This is a genomic window from Candidatus Caldatribacterium sp., from assembly GCA_014359405.1.
GTDB classification, from domain to species: domain Bacteria; phylum Atribacterota; class Atribacteria; order Atribacterales; family Caldatribacteriaceae; genus Caldatribacterium; species Caldatribacterium oleiphilum.
Map to the genome: position 1 here is coordinate 1 of JACIZN010000017.1, position 22,045 is coordinate 22,045.

Sequence of the window (22,045 nt, forward strand, 5' to 3'; positions counted from 1 at the left end):
TCAACGTCTCTGGAAAGCTCAAAGAGCGGAACCTCCTTGTGGTCCGGGTTGATGCAGGGGTTAAAAGAATCGAAAACAAACCCTTTACCCCCTATCCTGCTGGAAGCCCGGAACAGGACTACCACAGGGTCTGGGCAAGAAAGGCACAGTTCACCTTTGCCTGGGATTGGGCACCACGCCTTGTGAATGTCGGTATACCACGGAGTGTCTACTTACGGCTCTTCGAGGGCTTCGCCCTGCGGGACATCTTCATCCAAGGAAAGATCTGGGGAGAGAACTCCGCCACAGTAACCATCTCCGGACAAATCGAAAACTTTGCAAAAGACTTTGGCTGTGAGCCGAGATTGACTCTACGGGCGCTTGGTTTTGTGGCAGATGGTAAGAAACTTGGAGCGGTGTAGGGGTGAGCCATGTGAAGGAGATAGCCTTACGAGCATACCCGGGCCTCACAAATTTCACCCTTTCTTTGGACCTTCCGTCAGCCCGCCTCTGGTGGCCCAATGGACTCGGAGAACCACATCTGTACAAAGTCGTCCTTCTCCTCCTCGGGGAAGAGGAACAAGAGCTCGATCGCTTCGAGAAGCTCTGGGGAATCCGGGAAATCTCCTTAAAGCAAGAGCCTCTACCCGAGGATGAAGGGGAATCCTTTGTCCTTTTGGTGAACGGAGAACCGGTTTTCTGCAAAGGAGCCGACTGGGTACCAGCGGATTCCCTCATTCCCAGGGTAACCAAGGAGAAGTACGAAAAGCTCATCGACGAAGCGAAAGAAGCAAACTTCAATATGTTCCGGGTTTGGGGCGGAGGAATATACGAGGATCCCTTCTTCTATGAGCACTGCGCGCGGCGAGGGATTATGGTGTGGCAGGACTTCATGTTTGCCTGCGCCTACTACCCAAAGGACCCGACATTTCTTAAAGAAGTAGCAAGAGAAATCGAGGCAGTGGTGAAAAATCTCCGCAACGAAACAGCCATAGTCCTCTGGTGTGGAAATAACGAATTGCAGTGGCTCCATGAACGGAACAAGGAGATCAGCGGACGCGCTGATCTTGAATTCCCAGACTACGACATATACCATGTCCTCATGCCTCGCCTTCTCAGAGAACTCGACCCCACAAGACCCTACTGGCTGTCGAGTCCATACGGCGGGAAAGACCCAAACTCCGAGTTCGAAGGCGACCGCCATGCCTGGTACGTGAGCATTCTTGCCGAGGACCTTAGGGAGCGGGTGAATTACGAGAATTACGCCAGGGACCGAGGAAAGTTCATTTCAGAGTTTGGCGTTCTTGCCCCACCAAGCCTTGCATCCCTTCGGGAATTCATTCCTCAGGACGAACTCTATCTTGATTCACCGTCCTGGCAGTTCCACAACAATGTCTTCGAGCGGGAAAACATTCGGGGCATGCTCCGGGAGTTTGTGAGGGATCCAGAAAGATTATCCTTTGAGGAATACCTCCACTACGCCCAGCTCCTTCAGGGAGAAGCGCTGAAATTCGCTCTTGAACACTGGAGGCGACGCAAGTTCCTGACCGCAGGAGCTTTGTTCTGGATGTACAGCGATTGCTGGGGAGCCATTGGATGGACAATTATCGATTACTATCTTCGGAGAAAGGCGAGCTATTACTTTGTCCGGAGAGCCTTCCAACCTGTAGACCTCTCAATAAAAAAGAACGAAGCTACTGCTGAGATCTTTGTGGTGAACGATACCCGAAGTCCTCGTGCCCTTTCCGTAACCTATGGCATCTCGCTTTTTGACGGCACGACCATCTTCTCAGGAAGCGAGTCTTTCCGGGTTGCTCCGAATACCGCCGAGCGAGTTGCCACCGTACCTCTTGCTTCCGTCCAAGGGAAAGAACGAGAAACCTTCCTCTGGGCTGTACTCCAGGACGGTGATACTGTCATCGACTGGGAACGATGCTTCTTTGCCCGCTTTAAAGATCTCGACCTTCCAAGGGCCTGTGTTCTTGGTAGACTCTTCCAGGAGAAGGGGACAACATTCCTTGAGCTTGAAACCGAAACCTTTGCGTGGTGCGTCTCCTTAGAGCTCCCTCAAGGTTTCTTGCCCGAGGATAACTACTTCGACCTCCTCCCTCGCATGAAGCGGCGCCTCAGGGTACAAGGCGAGGGAACCCTCAGGATTGAGGATATTCGGATTTCCTGGAACAATGCCTGAGCACGAGGGGGGACTCCTGTCCCCCCTCGGCACTAAACCTCTTCAACTCCAATCCCAAGGACCCGGGCGACCTGGTGGAGGGTAGGAATGTGCGCTCCTTTCACGATGCACACGTGGTGCGAGGGAAGTCCCTCAACGAGTCGATAGCCGTTTTGCACTCGAAGGATGGCCCCGTTCTCGCAATCGGAGCCCGGGTACTGCGCGTACCCCTCAAGGTACCCCGATGCAACCACCATTTTGCTCAGGGAGGGATGGAATTTCACAAGGGTTACAGGTCCTTCAGGAAGGCGGGCATCGAGGGCAATGGCGTTATCGTCGACGATGCGCAGGACTTTCCGCCGCACTTTCCAGGAAGAGGCGAAAGGACGGGGGAGTACCCCAAAGTACCCACAGTGGGCACAGAGGGCATGGTGCTCAGGCTCAGGGACGTCGGGGAACTTCTCGATGCGCTCGTGCTTGAGAGCCGCCTCTCCCATAAGGAAAGGGTAGATATTCGTCATCATCACTGGAGCCTTAAGGGAGAAGTACACCACGCACTCGGTAAGGAGGGAGAGAATATCGGCTTCACAGGCCCAAAGGATACCCTGTCTTTCAAAGAGCATGTTCCAGGCAAGGCAAGGCGTGGTGTCCGAGAAGAACGATTCGTTGAGGCAGTTCGTTCCCATGCCGAGAACTCGTTCGTGCGTCCCGAATTCCTCAGAAAGCGCAAGGTACATCTTCACCGCGCTTCGGAGGGACCGCTCAGGCACCCCCTCCGCAGGAAGATTCCACTGCCTCCGCTCAGCATCAGCAGCTTCATCCGGGATATTCTTTGCCCGCTCTGCAAGCTCCTTAAAGCTTTTCACAACGGTCTCAATTCCGAACTTTTCTCGAATTCCCTTCCGGCATTCCCCTTCCCACCAGAAGAAGCGCTTGAAAATCTCAGCCTGCATCCCTTCTCCAGGGTTATCCTGGAAAACGAGAAACCTCGCCCCCTGGGCACCCCTTCGGAAACCAAAAGCCCGGATAATAGCCCGGGTAAGTTCCAAAGAGTAAGGAGCAAAGACGGAGACCCCGTGATGCTCAAGATACGTCACAATCTCCCAATCCCACATGTTCATCGTCCCAAAAGGAGAAGTCACCACAAGGACGGGAAGACGCGACGCTTTTATAACCTCAACGGATCGGTACGCTTCTCCAAGAATCTGAGGAAAAAGGAGGGCATCAACCTCAGGATAGGTACTCCCCAAAGGGACAGGATCGAGAATCTCGGCTTCTTCTTTGAGGAGCTCTCGAAGCGTTGCGACCTGCTTCTTGTACTCTTCATCCATCCCTACAGAAAAATGCACAGGAAGAAGCTTTGCTTTCATACTTTCCTTCCCTCCTCCATGCGGTCAAAACAACTGTACCGGTTAGGCCCAAAAAGAAGCTCAAGCTACAGGCATAATGGCTCCCAAGGATTCCCCTTGACCAACGAACTTCCGGTAGATAGCCTTGGCCTCCTCAAGAGAGAGTTCTCGAAGCATTGCCTCGTACTGGAAGGGGAACTCCCAGCCAAGTCCAATCCGCTCGTAAAAGGCAAAGAGCGCAGCCAAAGAGGCAACGCTCTCGAAGCTATGGAGGAACAATCCTCGGGTGTAGGCCTTGGCTTCGCTGAATTCTTCTTCACCGAGGTTCAAGAGATTCCGGAACTCCTCTCTCAGGATGCCCACCACAGTGTCGAAGTAGCAGGGGGCAAATCCACAGTACGCGCAGATAAAAGAGGGGCCAAGAAGAGGCACGTATACCGACCCAACCTGGTAACTCAAACCCCGGTTCTCTCGGATTTTTGTGAAAAGTCGCGAGTACATGCCTCCCCCAAGGACGTTGTTGAGCACGTCAAAAGCGACACGGTCCTTTACCTCAAGAATCCCTGGAGCCCGAAACCCTAAAACCACCCAGCTATCCCGAACTTCCTTGCAGTCGACAATCTTCAAAGAGGCGGGGAAAAATCGGTCCCGAGAGGGAAAAGAAAATTCCCGGGGAATAATGGAACCAAGCTCTCGCTCGAGAATTTTCTCCATACGGTCCTTGTTGAACTTTCCAGCCACCGCGAGAACCATGTTATTCGGGACAAAAGTCCGTTCGTACCAGGAAACGACCTGCTCCTGAGTCATGCGTTCGAGACTCCGAATCTCTCCAAGGGTCGGGAAGGCATAGGGATGCCGACCGAAGAAAGCTCGTTTGAACCGGAGCATAGCCGCCTTCAGAGGGTCATCATCAAGAGCACGGAGGAGATCGATGAGAAAGCATTTCTCCTTTTCCACCTCTTCAGGGAGAAAAGCCGGGGTTTTGATGGCCTCAAGAAAAAGGGCGAGGATATCTTCAGCCACCTCTGCCGGACCCTGCATGACCACTTTTCCGGTGAAGTAGTTCGAAGAGCTCTCAAAGGTGGCTCCAAGGTGCTCGACAGCCCTGCTGAACTCAATGCCACTTTTTTGCTTTGTCCCTTTAAGAAGTGCCTCCTGGAGGAGTGCCGATATACCTCGCTCTTCCTTCCTTTCAAAGATATTGCCAAGACCAAGAAGGAGATGGAAAACGACGAGCTCGCTCTCCCGAGGGATGAAAAGAAGGGTGAGACCGTTTCTGAAAACCCGCTTTTCCACCCGGAAGGATTTTTCGTCCACCTCACCCACCTGGCTTGATGCAGATAGAGGTCCCTCGCTCGAAGTCCACATACCTTCGGGCCACCTCCACAAGGTCTTCGGGCTTTGCTCTCTCAACCTGGAAGAAAGCCCGAAGACTCCGATCAATACTATCTATGGTATCAAGGCGCCCCAGGAGCTCTGCGCTCCCAAGGGTTGTCTCAATGGCGTTGAAGAACCCGCTTTTGAGAAGGTTTTTGGCCCTCTCAAGTTCTTCTTCCGTGGGAGCAAAGTAGGTGAGTTTGGTAAACTCTCCCCGGATGGCTTCTTCGATTTCCTCAAAGTTCCCCTGAGAAAAGGTGAAAAAGATGGCAAAAATCCCCACATGCTCGTAGTACGAGTACGTGGTGTGGATGGTGTCAACGAGTCGGCGCTCCTCTCGAAGGGCAATGTTGAGCCTTGAACCAAGCCCATCCCCCATAATAAGGGAAAGAAGACGGAGGAGGTAAAAGTTGTCGCTTTTAATTCCGTCGCAGAGGAATCCTATGGCACCGTAGAACCTCCGAACATCCATGACGCATTCCACAATCTGCCGCTCCGGAAGCGGCAGAGGCGGGAAGAAAGAGTTATTGAGTTCTTGCGGCAAACTCATAGAGGCGAAGAGCTCTTCAGAAAAAGCAAAGAGCTCCTCCTCTTTGAGGTTTCCGCTCACTGCAAGGACCATGTTGGCAGGATGGTAGAAGCGGCTCTGGTGCTCGAGGAGATCCTCTCGGGTGAAACGCTGCACCGTATCTTCTCGACCCAGGATGGGGAGACCGTAAGGGGTTTCCGAGAACACCCGCTCGTAGAGGAGGTGGGCAAGACGCTCCTCCGGGTCATCCTCGTCGATGTGGATTTCCTGGATGACCACCATCTTCTCCCGCTCGATATCCTCTGGGTCAAGAAGGGGCTGGGTCACAAGCTCCATCTCTAAGGAGAGGGCTTCTTTCCAGAATTCCTGAGGGACAACCAGGTAGAAATCCGTTGTGTCGAGGGAGGTCCCGGCGTTCAGGGTCCCCCCAAGGGCCTGAACCCGCCGGGACAGTAAAAGTCCAGGGAAGTGCACCGTCCCCTTGAAGACCATGTGCTCGAAGAAATGGGAAATACCGTTCTTCTCCGGCTTTTCGTCCCTCACCCCCGCCCGCACCCAGAGGTTCACCGCCACAAGAGGAGAGTCCATGCGGCGGAAAACAATCCGGGCGCCACAGGGGAGGACCCGCTTCGTGTACGAGAGAAACTGCACCCTACACCCACCAGGCCTGCCCTATCTTCTCACGAATAACAACCTCTTTGAGGAAAGCAACCGCCTTTTCGAAACCTTCCCGTCCGGACATGAGGGAATCCTCGTGCTCTATGGAGAGAACCCCATCGTACCCTACAAGCCGTAAAGTGCTCACGAAATCCTTCCAGAAGCCAAAATCATGCCCATAGCCCACGGTACGGAAAATCCAGGAACGCTTGCTCTCTTCGGTGTACACCTTGGTGTCGAGGTTTCCGTTAACGAGGCTGTTGACCGGGTCAATTTTCGTGTCCTTGGCGTGGACGTGGTAGATGGCTCCCTCGAGTTTCCTCAGGGCAAAAATTGGGTCAATACCCTGCCAGAAGAGGTGGCTCGGGTCGAAATTCGCCCCGATGACGTCCCCAACTGCCTCCCGGAGGCGAAGAAGCGTCTCAGGATTGTACACGCAAAAGCCGGGGTGCATCTCGAGGCACACCCGAACTCCGTGGTCCTTGGCGAATTGCCCAGCTTTCCTCCAGTAGGGAATGAGCTTTTCCTCCCACTGCCACTTGAGAACCTCGAGGAAATCCGAAGGCCAGGGGCAAGTCACCCAGTTCGGGTACTTGGCATTCTCTGAATCTCCAGGACATCCGGAGAAGGTAATCACGTTCTGAACGCCGAGTTTTTCTGCAAGAAGGACACTTACCTCGAAATCCTCATGGTGCTTTCGGGCGATTTCGGGATTCGGATGGAGAGGATTCCCGTGGCAGCTTAAAGCGCTGATTTCAAGACCCCGGGACTCCACCGCTTCCTTGAAACGGGAGAGCTTCGAGGCATCGGCAAGGAGCTCCTTGGGGTTGCAGTGAGCGTTACCGGGATACCCTCCGGTGCCGATTTCCACCGCCTCCACACCCTGCGCCTTCACGTAGTCAAGAGCCTTCTCGAAAGGTTCGTTCTGGAAGAGGACGAGGAATACACCGATTTTCATAAAATCTCCACCCCTCTCTTGACTTTTGTGCTCCACTCCTTTATAAGGAAAAACAAAACTACACGCCTTAGTATATCCTCCCAAACGCAGGAACGCAACCTCCTCACGCAAAGGGGGCAGAGATCTTGGGGTACGAGAAAAGTGGGGTTCGTGTATCTTCAAGGGTACGGATGATTGCACCTTCGGCCACCCTCTCTATATCTGCAAAGGCTCAGGCTATGAAGCGCCAGGGAATTGACGTGATTTCCTTCAGCGCCGGGGAACCGGACTTTGATACCCCTTCGTTCATCAAAGAAGAGGCAAAGAGGGCAATTGATGCCGGATTTACGAAGTACACACCGACACAGGGGATTGCAGAGCTCCGAGAAGCCATCTGCGAGAAGCTCAAACGGGAAAACGGTCTTTCGTACTCACCTCAGGAAGTAATCGTCTCCTGCGGTGCAAAGCATTCCCTCTACAACGCCATCATGACCCTCTGCGATCCAGGGGATGAGGTGCTCTTGCCCATTCCTTTCTGGGTAACCTACGTGGAGCAGATACGGCTTGCCGGGGGAGAGCCGGTCTTCGTGGCTTGCAAAACCGATTCCCTTGCGCCGGATATCGACGCCTTAGAGAGGGCTATTACTCCAAAAACGAGACTCCTCATCCTCAACAACCCCTCAAATCCCACAGGGATTGTCCTCTCAGAAGAAATCCTTGCCCAGATCGCTCGCATTGCTGTGGAGAGAAACCTCTTGGTCATTTCCGACGAAATTTACGAACACCTGGTGTACGAAGTACCCTTCCCAAGGAGCATCGCCACCTTCCCGGGAATGAAAGAACGTACCGTAGTCATCAATGGGGTGTCGAAGACCTTCTCCATGACTGGCTGGCGAATTGGGTACGCGGCAGGGCCAAAAGAGGTCATCGAGGGAATGGCCCGCCTCCAGGACCACATGACCTCGAACCCAACCTCGGTGAGTCAGAAGGCCGCCCTTGCCGCCTTGCGCTGTCCACCTCATGTCGTTCGAGAAATGGTGGAAACCTTCAATGCCCGGCGAAAACTCATGCTCGCGCACCTTGCAGATATCCCCGATATCTCCTTCCCTGTTCCCCAGGGGGCTTTCTACGTCTTTGCCGATTTTTCAAAGTACTGTGGGGGACGTTTCGAGGGTGAACCCATCGGAGACTCAGTGCGCCTTGCAGAACTCCTCCTTGAGAAGGCCCACATTGCATGTGTTCCAGGGAGCGCCTTTGGCATGGAAGGGTACCTCCGCTTCTCGTACGCCACTTCTGAGAAAGCTATCGAAGCGGGGATGCAGCGATTGAAAGATTTTCTAAAGCGCGTCGAATAGGAGGTGTGATGAGTGCCGAAAATCCGTATCATCGATGTGACGAACCGTGATGGGGTACAAACGGCAAGATTAGGACTTGCGAAAATCGAAAAAACCATGGTGAACCTCTACCTCAATGAGATGGGAGTCTTCCAGAGTGAATTCGGTTTCCCTACAACTCGCCATGAAACGAACTACCTCAATGCCAACCTGGAACTCGCCGAAATGGGGGTTATCGCCCCCATCCGCCTGAGCGGATGGCTCCGAGCAACGAAGGCAGATGTGGAACTCGCGTACAAACTCGTGCCGAAGCTCAAGTACCTGAACCTCTCCATTTCCACTTCTGATCAGATGCTCAAGGCCAAACTCAACAAAACTCGGGACGAGGTCGTCAAAATGATGGTCGAAGCCGTTCAGGCAGCGAAAAGTTTTGGAGCCATAGGAATTGGGGTAAATGCCGAAGATGCTTCGCGGACTGATCTCGACTTCCTCGTGGACTTTGCCCTTGCTGGTAAAGAGGCAGGAGCTGAACGTTTCCGTTACTGCGACACCTTAGGCTACGACAGCCCCTTCACCATTTACGAGCGAATCCGGTACATTGCCGAAAAGACCAAAATGCCCATCGAACTCCACTGCCACAATGACCTCGGCATGGCGGTGGCGAATTCCGTCGCCGGAGCAAAGGCAGCTATCGATGCGGGAGTTGACGCCTACATCAACACCACCATAAACGGTGTCGGCGAGCGGGCAGGAAACGCTGACCTTGTTTCGGTGATTCTTGCCATCAAGTACGCAAGTGGCATCGAGGGAAAGTACGAGCTTGATGAACGCACCAACCTCAAAGCGGCCTGGAAGACCTGTAAGTACGCCTCCTATGCCTTCAAGGTTCCCATTCCCATCACTCAGCCGGGAGTTGGTGCCAACGCTTTTGCCCACTCCTCGGGCATCCACGCCGATGGAGTCCTGAAAGACCGGAAAAACTATGAACTCTACGACTTTGAGGAGCTCGGTCGAGGAGAGCCGGAAATCATTGAAACCGGACGTCAGATTGTGGTCGGTGAGTACAGCGGCATCAAGGGTTTCCGCAACGTCTACGAGAAACTCGAAATCGAATTCAAGAGCGAAGAAGAAGCCCGAGAGATTCTCGAGCTTGTGCGCTTTGCAAATGTCGAGAAGCAGAAACCCTTAGTAGAAGATGAACTCCGCTTCATTGCCAAGTACCCCAAGCAGGCCAAGCAAATCCTCACTCTGATTCCTTAAGGACGAAAGGCCTGCTCCTGCAGCAGGCCTTTCTGCATTCGCACAAAAGAGAGGAATGTTCCCGCTCTGCCATACCCATTCCGGAGATAGAAGGAGAGGGTCTTTTCTCTGTCCTTCTCCACATCGAGGATAACGCAGGAATCTCCTGCCTCCAGGGCTTTTGATTCCACCGCCTGGAGGAGCATTCGTCCTAATCCCTTTCCTTGGTGCGGCGGAAAAATAGCGATGTTACTCAAGTAGTACGATGAAGGGGGAAGTCCTGAAGAAAAAATCTTGGGAACAAAGAGGAAAAAGCGCGGCAGGGCAAAGGGAAAGAGTTTCCAGGCAGTGCAGAGTCCTTTCTCCCGTCGATCGCCACTTGCCCACCCAAGGGCCATGCCAAGGATTACCTCACCCTGTCGGAGCACAAGGGTATGGGGAAAGGAAAAGAGAGTCCTCGTGTCCTGGAAAAGACGCAAAAACACCTCTCTCCACGAAGGACCGAAAAGACGGGAAAGGACTCCCCCCGCAGAGAGCTCAAGAAGGAGGAGGAATGCTTCTTTTTCCTTCTCGTTTCCCGTCCCCCCTGTAATGGAGACCCCTATTTGGCGAAAGTTACCTCCCTCTTCCGTTTTCCCTCAATCCTCCAGTCCCGTCCAGCTTTAAAGAAGGCCTCGATGCTAGCGAAGGGAACATCTTGAGGAAGGTCACATCCAGTACTCAGGATAAAGTACGGGTACTCTTTCATGGCTTCAAGGAGGCGTAGCGTCGCTTCGTACACCTCTTTGGGTGTATCAAGGAGCATAGAAACGGGGCTTACGTTCCCAAGAAGGAGAATCTCGTCCTCTTTGGTGAACACTTCAGGGAGGTTCACTGCGCTATCGAGGCTCAAACCGGCAACACCACACCGTTTCATTTCCGGAATGAGATGATGGGTGTTTCCGCACACATGGAGAATGACCTCCACATCATCGAGAATCCCCACGAGTTCCCGGTACAAGGGAGCAAGGCTCTTCCGGAAAGTCTCCGGGCCAAAGATCACCGCCGTAGGCTCAAGGACCATGATGGTGTCGGCTCCTGCTTCTTTTAAGGCTTCCGCATACCGAAGGACAACCCCTTTGGCGAAATCGAGAACTCCCTGGAAGAAGGCCTCATCGAGGACACTCTGCATCGCGATTTCGTTTGCCCCCACAAGGAGTCCGGCCAGGGTCAAAGGCCCGATGACATACGCACCTACCGGACAAGGAAAAGCAGCCCGCATATGCCGAAGGGTCTCAAGGTATACAATGACTCTTCCATCCCCGAGGATATCAATTTTTCGGAAGTGGTCAAGGTCAGCCAAACTCTTCACCGGGTGAGCCTCCACCGAAGGTGTGTCGTCAAGGGGGAAACGCACCGGAAGGCCTAAGGCACTTGCCTCTACCGAGAGATCCATGAGGAAGAACATGGCATCAGGATGGAAAGCATCGTAGAGCCGACTCAAGGTCTGGAACTGGACAAGATGATTAAATTGATTTTGTTTAATGTTTGTCCCTGTGAGCTGAATGCCGGGGTATCCCATGAGGGGTACCACTGGCCTTTTCCCTTCTTCCCAAAAGGTTAAAGCCAACTCTTTCAGCGAAAAGCGGTGCGTACTCCGCCGCATAGGAACCACCTCGAATTTCATAAGAGAGTTAATTTTTCTTCCTCATTGTACCCCCTTTTTCCCTTTCCGTCAAGGGAGTCTGTGAGGCCATCGCATCTTGAACAAATGACAAATCACCAGGGGAGAACTTTGTGCTCTCAGAGTAGCCCAGGCTGGGAACCCGGGCTACTCTCTTCTCTATGCTCGGCCAATCTGGGCAAGAAGGCTTCGGATGTCCTGCTCAAGAGCTTCGCGTTCCTTTGCAGTGAGAGGTTTCAGAGGTCTTCGGGGGAATCCTCCTTCAAAGCCAAAGCAATCCATGGCGGCTTTGACACCACTCACTCCGTACCTTCCGGAAACGAGGCTGTTGAGCTTCATCACAAAACGATGGAGGGGAAGACCGTTCTCGAGGTCCTTCTTAAGTCCAAGCTCCACAAGGTCGCAGCAGAGATCCGGAAAGACATTGGCCAAAGACAGCACTCCACCCCTTGCTCCCACAAGGAGAGCCGGGAAAACGAAATCGGCAGATCCTGCAAGGACCGAGAAATTCTTCCCCTGGGAAGCGGCAATGTAGGCATCGTAGTTCCCTTTTGAGGTGTCCTTAAGACCGAAAATATTGGGATGCTCGCTGACACGGGCAATGAGGGATGGAGAGAGACAGAGACTGTTGGCCACAGCAGGGTTGTTGTAGAGGAGAAGGGGCTTGTCGATGGCTTCAGCAACCTCGGTGAAGTACTCGTAGAGAGCGTCATCGGTCATTCTCTTGGCAAAAAAGGAGGGGGGCATGAGGCTCACGAAGTCCACTCCAAGGCGGGCAAGGTCCCTGGCGAGCTTTTTGGACTCAAAAGTGGATTCACAACTTGCTCCTCCAATGAGGACCTTGTCTCCTTTGACTTCGAGAACCGTCTCGATAACTTTGAGTTTCTCCTCATAGGTGAGACTCCGGAATTCCCCATTGGTTCCCAAGGCAAGAAATCCCCTAAGTCTTGTCCTTGACAGCTTTTCAATATTCCTTCTCAAAGCCTCAAAGTTAACTGTCTCATCTTCTCGGAAAGGTGTTACAACAGGAGCAAAAACCCCAGTGAGGAATTCACAAATTTTGCCTTGTTCCATGCACATCACCTCTTTTTCAAAAACTTTCCTGCCAACCCGTATCCAGAATAGGACACACAGACACCCCCTGCTAACTAACGATTACACCTATCCTACCGTTAACCTTGTTATCCCTCAAAAGCTGGAAAGCATAGTTAATCTCCTCGAGTTCCAATACTTTGCCAATTATAGGCCGCAACCTCCCCTGAGCCACGAGACTCAAGCACTCGCTTATCTCTTCTTTGGTAGCAGCCCTTGTCCCTAAGACATCGATCTCAAAAAGGTGGGCTTTAAGAGTATCAACTTTAATCTTTGGACCATAAGCAACCAAGACCAGCCGACCACCTCTTCCAAGAATCTCCATACCCTTGCTAATACTTTGCTCACTACATACAAAGTCGATCACATGGTCTACTTCTGCGCCATCAGTGCATTGATATACTTCGTTGGTCCACGAATCACGATTACCGTCCAGCACAAAATCTGCGCCCAATTCCCTCATAAGCCGGAGCTTTTCCTCCATAAGATCAATTCCTATTACTTTGGCACCCAGTAGTTTAGCTATCTGGATTGCATGTAGACCCAATCCACCACCGCCACCGATCATAACAACCCAGTCACCCTCAGTCACCTGAGCTCGTCGCACTAAGGCATGGTAGCAAGTAGCTATCGCATCGCTCACAACAGCGGCTTCAACAAAAGATAGAGACGGAGGCTTACGGACAAGACACCCTTCTGGCACAGCGACATACTCGGCGAAACCACCATCCCGTTCAAAACCAATTCTTCCTTCCAAATTCTGGCAAATCGTGTTACGACCACTCTTGCAAAATCGGCATGTACCACAAGAAATGTAAAAGGAAACGACAATTTCATCGCCTATTTGGAAATCCCGAACATCCCGACCCAAAGCAACTACCTCACCAGAAATCTCGTGTCCCGGTACAAGGGGAAGGCTTTTTGTGGGGACCCTTCCTTCTTGAATCTTTATATCAGTGCCGCAAATGCCTGCCCCCTTAACTTTCACCAAGACTTCCCCATCCCCAATTCTGGGAACTTCAATCTCCCTTAACACAAGGGGTGCACCATACTTCTCAAGTACCATCGCTTTCACAACTACTCCTCCTCAACGCCTCAGGTAAGCGCTTCCATAAAGCCCCGTAGGTCTAACAAGAAGGACAACCAGCATTAGCAAGAAAGGAGCTATATGAGCCAATGGTCCCCAAATAAGAGAACCAAAAGAAACAATTTGCCCCACAAGTATTGCAGAAATAAGGGTGCCTTTGATGCTCCCTAATCCTCCAATGATGACCACCATAAAGGCAAATGCTGTAATACTTAAGCCCATGTCAGGAACAACCATAACCATCGGGGTGTGAAGGCCACCAGCTAATGCCGAAAGCAAGGCCGCAAGGATAAACGTTACCGTAAAGAGCTTATAAATGTTGATCCCCATAGCCTCAACTTTTTCCATATCATCAATTCCAGCCCTAATTGCTGTTCCAATCACTGTTTTGTTGAGGAAATACCACACCCCAAGATAAACCGCAGCCGCAAGAAGGATGACAAATACTCGATAACCGGGCACGTCTGTCCCTAAAACGGCAAGACTACCACCGATTGGGGATTTTACCGGTTTAGGCGTTAAGCCCCAGATATACTTGATAAGACCCACTCCTGCCAAGTTCACTCCAAAGGAAAGTATCATGGAAAACATGAGGGGTTTTTCATAAATGCGGCTATAGATAGACTTCTCAACAAGTAGCGCGATAAGAACGACCACGGCCATTCCCGCCAGGAGACCCAACCAGAAATTACCCGTACTTGCTACCACTGTATAAGTTATGTGAGCACCCAAGGAATAGTAAAAGAACTGGTCAAGACTCACGATTCTCATCAATCCGTAACACATTGAGAGACCTACCGTGAGCAAAAAGTATACCCCTGACATACTAAGACCCAAAATGAATGCTGACACAATCAATTGCGTATTCATCATTTCCTCATACTCCCTTGCTTACCGAAGACAAGTTCTTGTTTCTCAAGGAATTGACAAGCTTCTGCACCAAGCTCTCGAGGAAGGGCACGATTCCTTTCTCACCACCAAGCATTATTGCGACAAGCAACAAACCTACCATTAACTCCCAATAAGATATGATCTGGCTGGCGATATCTTTCAGAGCCGTAAACAGGAACACTCCCGCAATGGGTCCAAAAAGATTCCCAGCACCCCCTAGCATAGAAATAGCGACCGGCTCAACAGCCTTACTCACATCTGAGATTCCAGCCGATACGAACCCAAGGTAAATAGCATATATTGAACCAGCAAGAGCCGTTACTGTGTTTGCGATGACAAAAGCAAACCACTTTATCCTAAAAGTGTTGTACCCCAGGAATTTGAGTTTCTCCTCGTTAATCTTTACCGCAAGACAAGTTGCTCCGAAAATTGATTGGTCCATTAAGTAGTCGAATAAAAACCATACGCTTACAGCAACTATGAAGGCAAAATTAAACACACCATCGGTTGTGCTCAGGTCAAACACTGGTGTCGCGTCCATTCGACTCAAGAACCATAAGCCATTATCGCCATGAGTGTAGTCTACCAGTACCTTTTGAAACATGAAAAAACCTATTGCGCAGAAAGCAAGATTAGAGAGAGTAAAATACGAACTGCTCAAGCGAACAAGAAGAGCTCCAATAAGGCTACTGACTACTAAGCCTACTAAAATCCCCATCAGAATGCCGATATATGGGTTAGTACCCCAGTAGTACAGGTAGAAAGCAGTGCCATACGCACCAAGCGCAAGGTAAACTGGTTGACCAAAGGAAACTAGCCCGATCCTTCCAATGAGGAAGCTGCAACCCAGAACATATATGCCCCCTATGACGACCTCCATAACAAAAGACTGAGGCAAAACAAACCTCAGCAGGTAGAGAACAAGAAAGATAACAATAATCCGCCAGATGTTCTTTCCTAATAACCCCTTCATAATCTTTTCTCCTTTCGGGAAAAACCCAGTGCTGCTTTAAAGATGGCAACTATACGAGGCGCTTCTAATGTCCTGTTCGTTGCTGATTTCAGCTACAAGCTTGCCTTCTTTCATTGTGTAAACCCGCTGTGCAACTTTGGATACAAAGGAAAGGTTTTGATCTACTACAATTAAGGCACTCCTTACGCTGAGGCCGCATATAATAGTTGCAAGATCGTTAACAACCCCAGGAGCCAATCCCTCAGTAGGTTCATCAATTAGGAGCACCTTCGGGTTACCCAGAAGGGCTCTTCCGATCATGAGCATTTGTTTTTCTCCGCCACTCAGATTAGCTCCCTTCCTATCAATCAAAGCCTTGAGCCTCGGAAAATACCCGAATACCTTGTCCCAATCACGGTCACCAGTTGCATAGCTTGCCAGTTCCAAATTTTCCCGAACCGTTAAATCCTGGAAAACTCCCTTATCCTGATGGATGTATTTCAATCCGAGGCGAGCAATTTCAAAGGGTCTTTTGCCAACTATGTTTATACCATCGTAAATGATAGAACCCCTGGTTGGCCTAAGAAAACCGGCTATACACTTGAGCAACGTAGTCTTGCCAGCGCCATTTCTTCCTACTATAGCGACCCTCTCGTTGGGTTTCAGCTGTAAACTAATGTCAAACAGTACCCTCGACTGTCCATAGGAGGCGTCAATATCATGCACTTCCAGAATAGGTTTTTCTTGCAAAACCACAGGGTTCACCCCTATCGACCTCGAAGTAACATTTACTCCTCTACTCGCCAGTAATCCCTGCGAACCCGAGGGTCATTCAGGACTTCTTCAATTTTTCCTGTAGCAATTATCTCTCCTTCGACCATCACGCAGACTCTCTCCACAAGGTCCTTAATCTTTGAAACCTTATGCTCAACAATAACTATTGTCTGCCTGTGAACGTGTTCCCGCAAAACTGACAAGACCTCGTCAATTTCCGCATCACTTAATCCCGCAAATGGCTCATCAAGCAGCAAGGTTTCAGGATTGCCTACCAGAGCCATCGCTATCTCGAGGATCCTTTTTTCGCCTAACGAAAGCTCTCCTGCATAGCGGTAAGCGAGTTTTGCCAACCCGAAGGTATTCAAGCACAAATCTATCTTGGGAGAATCAACTTTATCCAATCGAGATAGAAGCAGGTTACCCAAAGAAGACGGATGCTTGGCTCTATAATATGCCAGTTTAAGGTTGTCAATGACTTTCAAATTATCAAACGTTGAAGTAAGTTGAAAGGTCCTTGCAATGCCCAATGCTACGCGATGTTCAGGGCTGAGCTTAGTAATGTCCTTACCCCTGTAGTAAACTCGCCCCTCTTCGGGAAAAAGATTGCCGGTCAGTATATTGAACAGGGTTGTTTTCCCGGCCCCGTTAGAACCAATCAACCCAACTATTTCACCTTCCCTGACCTCAAGGGACACATTCCTAACAGCTACAAGCTTCCCAAATTTTTTTGTAACATTTTCTGCTTTCAGGATAACCTCGTTATTACCAAGCATTGTTTGGTTCTCTCTCCCTCATAAATTCCCGCTGTGGTTCCCCAGGGCAAGGCAACCACAGCGGGAATTACAGTCTTTCAAATCAGTACCCTAAGTAATCGAGCGGTGGATACACTTCCTCGCCCCCAAGTGCATCTACAACTTCAAAGAGGTCCCACTCATTTTGGCCCGTGCCTTTGCCCTTCACCAGGAAACCAGCATATTTGTAAATCGGCTCATGGTCTATTCTCCACTTTGCTGGTCCCTTTACAGAAACAAACTCCGGGCTATCCATGATAGCCTTCTGAATATCTTTAGGATCAAAGCTCCCTGCCCTCTCTACTGCCTCGAACAATTGCTTAGTAGCTATATAGGCAATGGTAGCGTAAGCATCGGGAGGAGCACCATACTTTTCCACGTACCGCTTAGTGTAATCTTCCGCCATTTTAGCAACCTCTTGGTCCTTAAAGCTGCTCAAATCATAATAGAAGAAATGCATGGCGTACAAACCCTCTCGGGCCTCAGGTGGGAGTCCCTTAGCTACAACGTTAGTGATAAAAGCGTTAAAAATCGTCATTTTGTCGTAGAGACCCATGTCATAACTTTGTTTCAACAGCGCAATAGCATCCCCACCAAATTGAGCAGATATGAATATTTCTGGATTCGCAGCTTTCACCTTTTCCAGTATCGTTGTGAAGTCACTTGTGCCAACAGCAACTTCGTCGCTTCCGACGATAGTTCCACCATACCTTTCGCAGGCCGCCTCTAAGCCACTCTTAATATTCCAACCCCATGCATCAGAGCGACCCAGGAAAAAGATTTTTTTCTTTCCGAGAATATTGATTGCAGCATAACCAGCCATGTAACCAACTGTCCAAGGTGTATATCCAGCAGCAAAAGTGCAATCAGCCAAAGTACCCTTTTTAAAGGAATCCACTGGCGCCACGTTGACCGGGAAATACGGGAAAGGATCCTTTTTACACAGCTCATTGATTGCCAAGGCTACCGGAGCCCAAGTCTGTCCGACTACAGCATGTGCACCCTGCTCTTTAAGGTATCTGAACCTCCGAACACCAACGTTGATGTCTGCTTCGTCATCCATGACTGTTGCCTCTACTAAGACCTTCCCCCATGGCATGCTCAAACCACCCTTCGCATTAACTTCGTCAACAGCGAGCAATACCCCTTGCTCTTGAGTCTTAGCCACAGCTGCAAACGTTCCCGTTAGCGGGAGTAGCACTCCAAGTTTGAAAACATTGGGCTTTTCAGCAGTGTTCCCAAAAGGAGCAAGTAATACTACAGCTACAACCATTGTCAAAACAAAGATAAGCACTTGCCTCATGTTTTCTGCCCCCTTTCAATGGCTTTTCACAAACAGGACAACCACTACAAGGAAACCGCCACAAATTAAAAGCCCATCAAAAATCGACTTTATCCTATCTACTTCTGCTAACCCACCCCCTTTTCATTCCTGAGGATGAATAATTACCTTAATAGCGTCATCAATCCTGTTAACAAAGACCTCGAAGGCCCGATTAATATCTCTCAAGGGAAAACGATGTGTAATAAGGGGTGTTAAATCTATCTTGCCCTGTGCCATCAGCGACAAAGCTCTCCCCACGTTTCGGCGTCCTTCACCACGAACAGTAAAAAGCTGTACGTGTTTCTTGACAGCCTTAGACATATTAACAAGAATCGGATCTTGGTAAAAAGCAACCATCACTATACTGCCACCAGGTCTCGCCAAATCGATTGCCGTGTTTAGCGATGAAGAGGATCCCGCTGCGTCAAAAACTATATCTACACCAACACCATTGGTTATCTCTTTTACTACGCTCAGAGGATCCTCGCCATTTTTAACGTTGACCAAATAATCTGCTCCCATTCTCTTGCCAAGTTGGAGCCTACTCTCTCTTGTGCCAACCAACACTATTTTCTCCGCTCCGAGTGCCTTCCCCACCTGCACGATAGCTAACCCTATCGGTCCTGGACCAATAACGGCGATAGACCAACCAGCAACATACCCACCAGCAATGTCAAATGCATAGAGGGCACAACCCGCTGTCGTCGACAGTGAAGCATGGTCAAAAGAAATACCTTCAGGAATCCTGTAGAGGGTATTGACGTGGTTCACAGTATACTCTGCAAAACCTCCATGAACCGTTAACCCTCCTGCTGCATGCCCTTTTTCTCTCTTTCCGTAGTTCAGACAGGCTGTATAGTTGCCCATTATACAGTTACGGCACCTACCGCAACCCTTGTGGACCTCTACTGCCACCCTGTCTCCAACGTGGAACTCATCCACGCCATCACCTACTTTAACCACGACCCCAGCATACTCGTGCCCCATTATAAATGGCTCTCCAAAGGGAGGCTGGCCTGGTAATCCATGATCCCTGACCTCCACATCTGTACCACAGATTCCACAAGATTCCACCCGAATCAGAACCTCTCCAGGGCCAGGCTCGGGTACATCTACCTCCCTTACCTCTATTATCCCCCTGTTAATTAGGCAAGCAGCGCGCATTTTGGAGGGAATATCCCAGAACACCCATCATTCCCCCTCGCTTCTTTCCCGAAGGTGTTTCCATTTCTCCATCTTCAACACTTCAGGATTTACAACATTATCGGGGATGTAGTTATTAAAGAGGGCTATCACCCTTCGAACAGCCTCTATGGCCATTCTTGCGACGCATTCCTTTGTAAGGGCAGCAGCATGTGGTGTCAGAATTACATTGTCCATTTGCAAAAGGGGATTTCCAGGATCAACAGGTTCTTGCTCGAATACGTCTATCCCTGCTCCCGCAATAACACCTTCCCTCAGAGCCCTAACAAGATCTTGTTCGTTCACCACACCTCCACGTGAGACGTTAACCAGATAAGCCCTCCGCTTCATTAGGCTCAGCTGCTTCCAAGAAATCATGTTGCGGGTGTTCTCGTTAAGGGGTACATGAATAGAAACTATATCTGCATTTTTAAAAACTTCCTCAAGGCCGACAAAGGAGACAAAATGAATAAATTCCTTTTTTCTTTCCTCCGGCAAAAAAGGATCGTAAGCTAAGACTCTCGTTAAAGACATTGTGTAGAAGTAACGCGCCAGTATCTGGCCAATTCTACCGAAACCAACAATGCCAAGTACTTTGCCAGCAACGTCTTGAGGATAGTTCTTGTAACGGATTCCAAAATTACCCTTCCTAACTTCTCTATCAAGGAGGAAGAGTTGTTTTAAAAGGGCAAGAATCAGGGATAAAGTATGTTCAGCAACGGTTGTTGCATTAACGCCAGTGTTAGATGTGACGATGATACCCCTCTCGGTAGCAGCCTGAATATCGACATTGTCTACGCCTGTTCCGGTCCTTGAAATGATCCACAAATCGTCAGCCCTCTCAATAAGGTCACGGGTGATCTTAATACCTGTTCTCAGGATAATTGCTCTAGCCTTCTGAATAAGAGAGGCAACCGTGGAAAAACTGGGATCTGGTGCCACTACCACAGGAAGACCAGAGCCTTCCAGAAGCTTTAAAGCCGCTTCTTCAATCGGTTGTGGAAGCAGTACATACCAGCTTTCTCGACCCATTAAACATCCCCATCCATTTATCTAAGATACCTTCCACCACACACATCCAATGTAATGCCTGTAATGTAGCTCGCGTCATCAGAGGCCAGAAAAACCACTGCCCTCGCTATTTCTTCGGGTGTTCCCAACCTTCTAAGTGGTATCTCCGATAGGACTTTTTGCTTTTCTTCTTCACTTTTACTCTCCCACAGAGATTTAACACGATCACCCGTCAAGGTTACCGTAGGCGCAACAGCATTTACTCTAATTCCAAAAGGACCCCAATCGTGCGCCAATTGACGGGTTAAACCCTCTACGCCCGCTTTTGCTGCAGCGTAATGAACGCCGGCCAAGGATGCGTACCAATGTCCCGCAAGAGCTGAAATGTTTACAATAACCCCCCGTCGATTTTTCGCCATAATAGGAATAATGGCCTGACACATAAAAAACGCACCCTTGAGATTCACATCAAGCACGAGATTCCAGTGTTTCTCCTCGATCTCCTCGAGTTTATAAGGGGTATGAAGTGCGCCACCCGCGTTATTAACAAGAATATCAACGGTACCCCAGACATTACAAAGGTAGTTAACCATTTCTTGGACTTCCGGTTTCTTAGTCACATCGGCTTTTTTTCCTACCACAGAACCCGGAAATTCCTGACCAAGACTCTCTACAGCTGCACTAATGAGATCGTCCTTAACGTCGTTGATCATGACTTTTGCTCCCTCTCGGAGTAACTCTCGTGCAATAACATATCCCATTCCCTGTGCTGCACCTGTTACCAGGGCTACACGACCATCAAGCTTGCCCATAGCTATCCATCCTCCTAGATAGGGGACTCAACAACAGGGCCCAAAAACTTAGGCCCTGTTGTTGAACTGACGTTTCTCGGGTGGAACTACTATGTTGAACTTCTTGACTTCCTCAATAAACTTGGCCAATGCCTCACCAGCGATTTCGAAGTACTTCAGCCCCTTTTCCTTACTCGCTCTCAAAGGGTTACCAATAGTAGCAGTATCAGAATATTCGTGGTGCTCCATGGGCACCCAAATATTTTCCGATCCAAGGAAGGTCACAAACCCCGATCCATCGTGTTTACTAAACGCAGGCCCCATCCAGTAAGGAGCGTGAGCTCTATCGGGCTTAGCCTTACTCATGTCAACTGTACCTTCATCCGCTGCCAGTGCCGTGCTCGTTTCAATCTCCCCTGCATGCCACCCAGGTGTTTCTTCTGGAGGACCCTCAACAATATCTTTTAACAGTGAGTAGTTCCTTTCAGTCGGTGTTTTATACCAGCACACGAAGCATCCTGTTTCATACCTGATTCTCCGCAATACGTCATCAATAACCTTTGAATTGCTTCCGTGATGACTGACAAAGATAATCTTGTTAAAGCCGTGGTATATCATGCATTTAGCGAGTTCGTAGACAATGCGGCGATACGTATCCCCTGAAAAAGTGAGGGTACCCGTCCCCTGGCCAACTTCACCCATGTGGTGAGGAGAATAACCAACGGGGATGAGAGGTGTATAGCAGGTTTGTGCCAATTCAGCGGCCCTCTTGACTACACCCATCGTCGTAAGGCTATCCGTTCCCAACGGGCAATGCGCACCATGTTTTTCAGTAGAACCCATAGGGATCATAATGACATCGTTCTTCTTGAGATACTCAGCCACCTCGTCGTAACCCATTTCAGAAATATCC

Annotated in this window: 19 protein-coding genes and 1 pseudogene; 3 read left to right on the forward strand and 17 right to left on the reverse strand. The window is 50.1% G+C overall.

All coding sequences use genetic code 11. The annotated features are described in order from the left end of the window. A pseudogene (locus tag H5U36_02360) lies at nucleotides 1–2,170 on the forward strand (hypothetical protein). Between the two features lie 32 nt (nucleotides 2,171–2,202). Here H5U36_02360 and H5U36_02365 read toward each other — a convergent pair. Genes H5U36_02365 through H5U36_02380 form a run of 4 tightly spaced genes read right to left on the reverse strand, consistent with a single transcriptional unit; the run spans nucleotide 2,203 to nucleotide 7,019 of the window. Then, nucleotides 2,203–3,519, reverse strand: a complete 1,317-nt coding sequence (locus tag H5U36_02365; GenBank protein MBC7217019.1) for a hypothetical protein — start codon at nucleotides 3,517–3,519, stop codon at nucleotides 2,203–2,205. A gap of 60 nt (nucleotides 3,520–3,579) precedes the next feature. Continuing rightward, nucleotides 3,580–4,866, reverse strand: a complete 1,287-nt coding sequence (locus H5U36_02370; protein MBC7217020.1) for an insulinase family protein — start codon at nucleotides 4,864–4,866, stop codon at nucleotides 3,580–3,582. After that, nucleotides 4,817–6,055: an insulinase family protein gene (locus tag H5U36_02375; GenBank protein MBC7217021.1), complete on the reverse strand. Its 1,239-nt coding sequence runs from the start codon at nucleotides 6,053–6,055 to the stop codon at nucleotides 4,817–4,819. Before H5U36_02375 ends, H5U36_02370 begins: the two co-directional genes overlap by 50 nt. Before the next feature lies 1 nt (nucleotide 6,056). Further along, nucleotides 6,057–7,019: a sugar phosphate isomerase/epimerase gene (locus H5U36_02380; protein ID MBC7217022.1), complete on the reverse strand. Its 963-nt coding sequence runs from the start codon at nucleotides 7,017–7,019 to the stop codon at nucleotides 6,057–6,059. Between the two features lie 170 nt (nucleotides 7,020–7,189). On the opposite strand from H5U36_02380, the gene H5U36_02385 reads away from it, so the two are divergent. Together H5U36_02385 and H5U36_02390 are read left to right on the forward strand one after the other, a co-directional pair. Continuing rightward, nucleotides 7,190–8,353, forward strand: a complete 1,164-nt coding sequence (locus H5U36_02385; GenBank protein ID MBC7217023.1) for a pyridoxal phosphate-dependent aminotransferase — start codon at nucleotides 7,190–7,192, stop codon at nucleotides 8,351–8,353. Between the two features lie 12 nt (nucleotides 8,354–8,365). Then, the gene (locus H5U36_02390; GenBank protein MBC7217024.1) at nucleotides 8,366–9,592 is read left to right on the forward strand and encodes a homocitrate synthase; all 1,227 of its coding nucleotides are present in this window, start codon (nucleotides 8,366–8,368) and stop codon (nucleotides 9,590–9,592) included. Here H5U36_02390 and H5U36_02395 read toward each other — a convergent pair. The 13 genes from H5U36_02395 to H5U36_02455 form a co-directional block, all read right to left on the reverse strand. Further along, a complete protein-coding gene (locus H5U36_02395) occupies nucleotides 9,589–10,050 on the reverse strand; it encodes a GNAT family N-acetyltransferase (GenBank protein MBC7217025.1) in 462 nt (153 codons plus the stop codon). The genes H5U36_02390 and H5U36_02395 overlap by 4 nt on opposite strands. Before the next feature lie 122 nt (nucleotides 10,051–10,172). Continuing rightward, nucleotides 10,173–11,216, reverse strand: a complete 1,044-nt coding sequence (locus H5U36_02400; GenBank protein MBC7217026.1) for a uroporphyrinogen decarboxylase family protein — start codon at nucleotides 11,214–11,216, stop codon at nucleotides 10,173–10,175. A gap of 177 nt (nucleotides 11,217–11,393) precedes the next feature. Further along, entirely contained in the window at nucleotides 11,394–12,308 is a 915-nt protein-coding gene (locus tag H5U36_02405) for a dihydrodipicolinate synthase family protein (GenBank protein MBC7217027.1), read from the reverse strand. Between the two features lie 70 nt (nucleotides 12,309–12,378). Continuing rightward, nucleotides 12,379–13,401 (reverse strand): alcohol dehydrogenase catalytic domain-containing protein, encoded by a 1,023-nt coding sequence (locus H5U36_02410; protein MBC7217028.1) that lies wholly within the window; start codon nucleotides 13,399–13,401, stop codon nucleotides 12,379–12,381. Between the two features lie 12 nt (nucleotides 13,402–13,413). Further along, entirely contained in the window at nucleotides 13,414–14,220 is an 807-nt protein-coding gene (locus H5U36_02415; GenBank protein MBC7217029.1) for a branched-chain amino acid ABC transporter permease, read from the reverse strand. A gap of 70 nt (nucleotides 14,221–14,290) precedes the next feature. Continuing rightward, nucleotides 14,291–15,277 carry a branched-chain amino acid ABC transporter permease gene (locus H5U36_02420; GenBank protein ID MBC7217030.1) on the reverse strand — a complete coding sequence of 329 codons (987 nt, stop codon included), beginning with the start codon at nucleotides 15,275–15,277 and terminating at the stop codon, nucleotides 14,291–14,293. A 36-nt stretch (nucleotides 15,278–15,313) separates the two neighbouring features. Next, nucleotides 15,314–16,012, reverse strand: a complete 699-nt coding sequence (locus tag H5U36_02425; GenBank protein ID MBC7217031.1) for an ABC transporter ATP-binding protein — start codon at nucleotides 16,010–16,012, stop codon at nucleotides 15,314–15,316. 32 nt (nucleotides 16,013–16,044) lie between these two features. Next, complete coding sequence (locus H5U36_02430) at nucleotides 16,045–16,806, reverse strand: ABC transporter ATP-binding protein (GenBank protein MBC7217032.1); 762 nt, start codon at nucleotides 16,804–16,806, stop codon at nucleotides 16,045–16,047. Between the two features lie 82 nt (nucleotides 16,807–16,888). Further along, nucleotides 16,889–18,127 (reverse strand): ABC transporter substrate-binding protein, encoded by a 1,239-nt coding sequence (locus H5U36_02435; protein ID MBC7217033.1) that lies wholly within the window; start codon nucleotides 18,125–18,127, stop codon nucleotides 16,889–16,891. A 123-nt stretch (nucleotides 18,128–18,250) separates the two neighbouring features. Next, nucleotides 18,251–19,312 carry an alcohol dehydrogenase catalytic domain-containing protein gene (locus H5U36_02440; GenBank protein MBC7217034.1) on the reverse strand — a complete coding sequence of 354 codons (1,062 nt, stop codon included), beginning with the start codon at nucleotides 19,310–19,312 and terminating at the stop codon, nucleotides 18,251–18,253. 27 nt (nucleotides 19,313–19,339) lie between these two features. Further along, a complete protein-coding gene (locus H5U36_02445; GenBank protein MBC7217035.1) occupies nucleotides 19,340–20,362 on the reverse strand; it encodes a hydroxyacid dehydrogenase in 1,023 nt (340 codons plus the stop codon). Between the two features lie 17 nt (nucleotides 20,363–20,379). Then, complete coding sequence (locus H5U36_02450) at nucleotides 20,380–21,153, reverse strand: SDR family oxidoreductase (GenBank protein ID MBC7217036.1); 774 nt, start codon at nucleotides 21,151–21,153, stop codon at nucleotides 20,380–20,382. Between the two features lie 48 nt (nucleotides 21,154–21,201). Further along, nucleotides 21,202–22,045 (reverse strand): creatininase family protein (locus H5U36_02455; protein ID MBC7217037.1); only part of this gene is annotated, 844 nt, incomplete at its 5' end.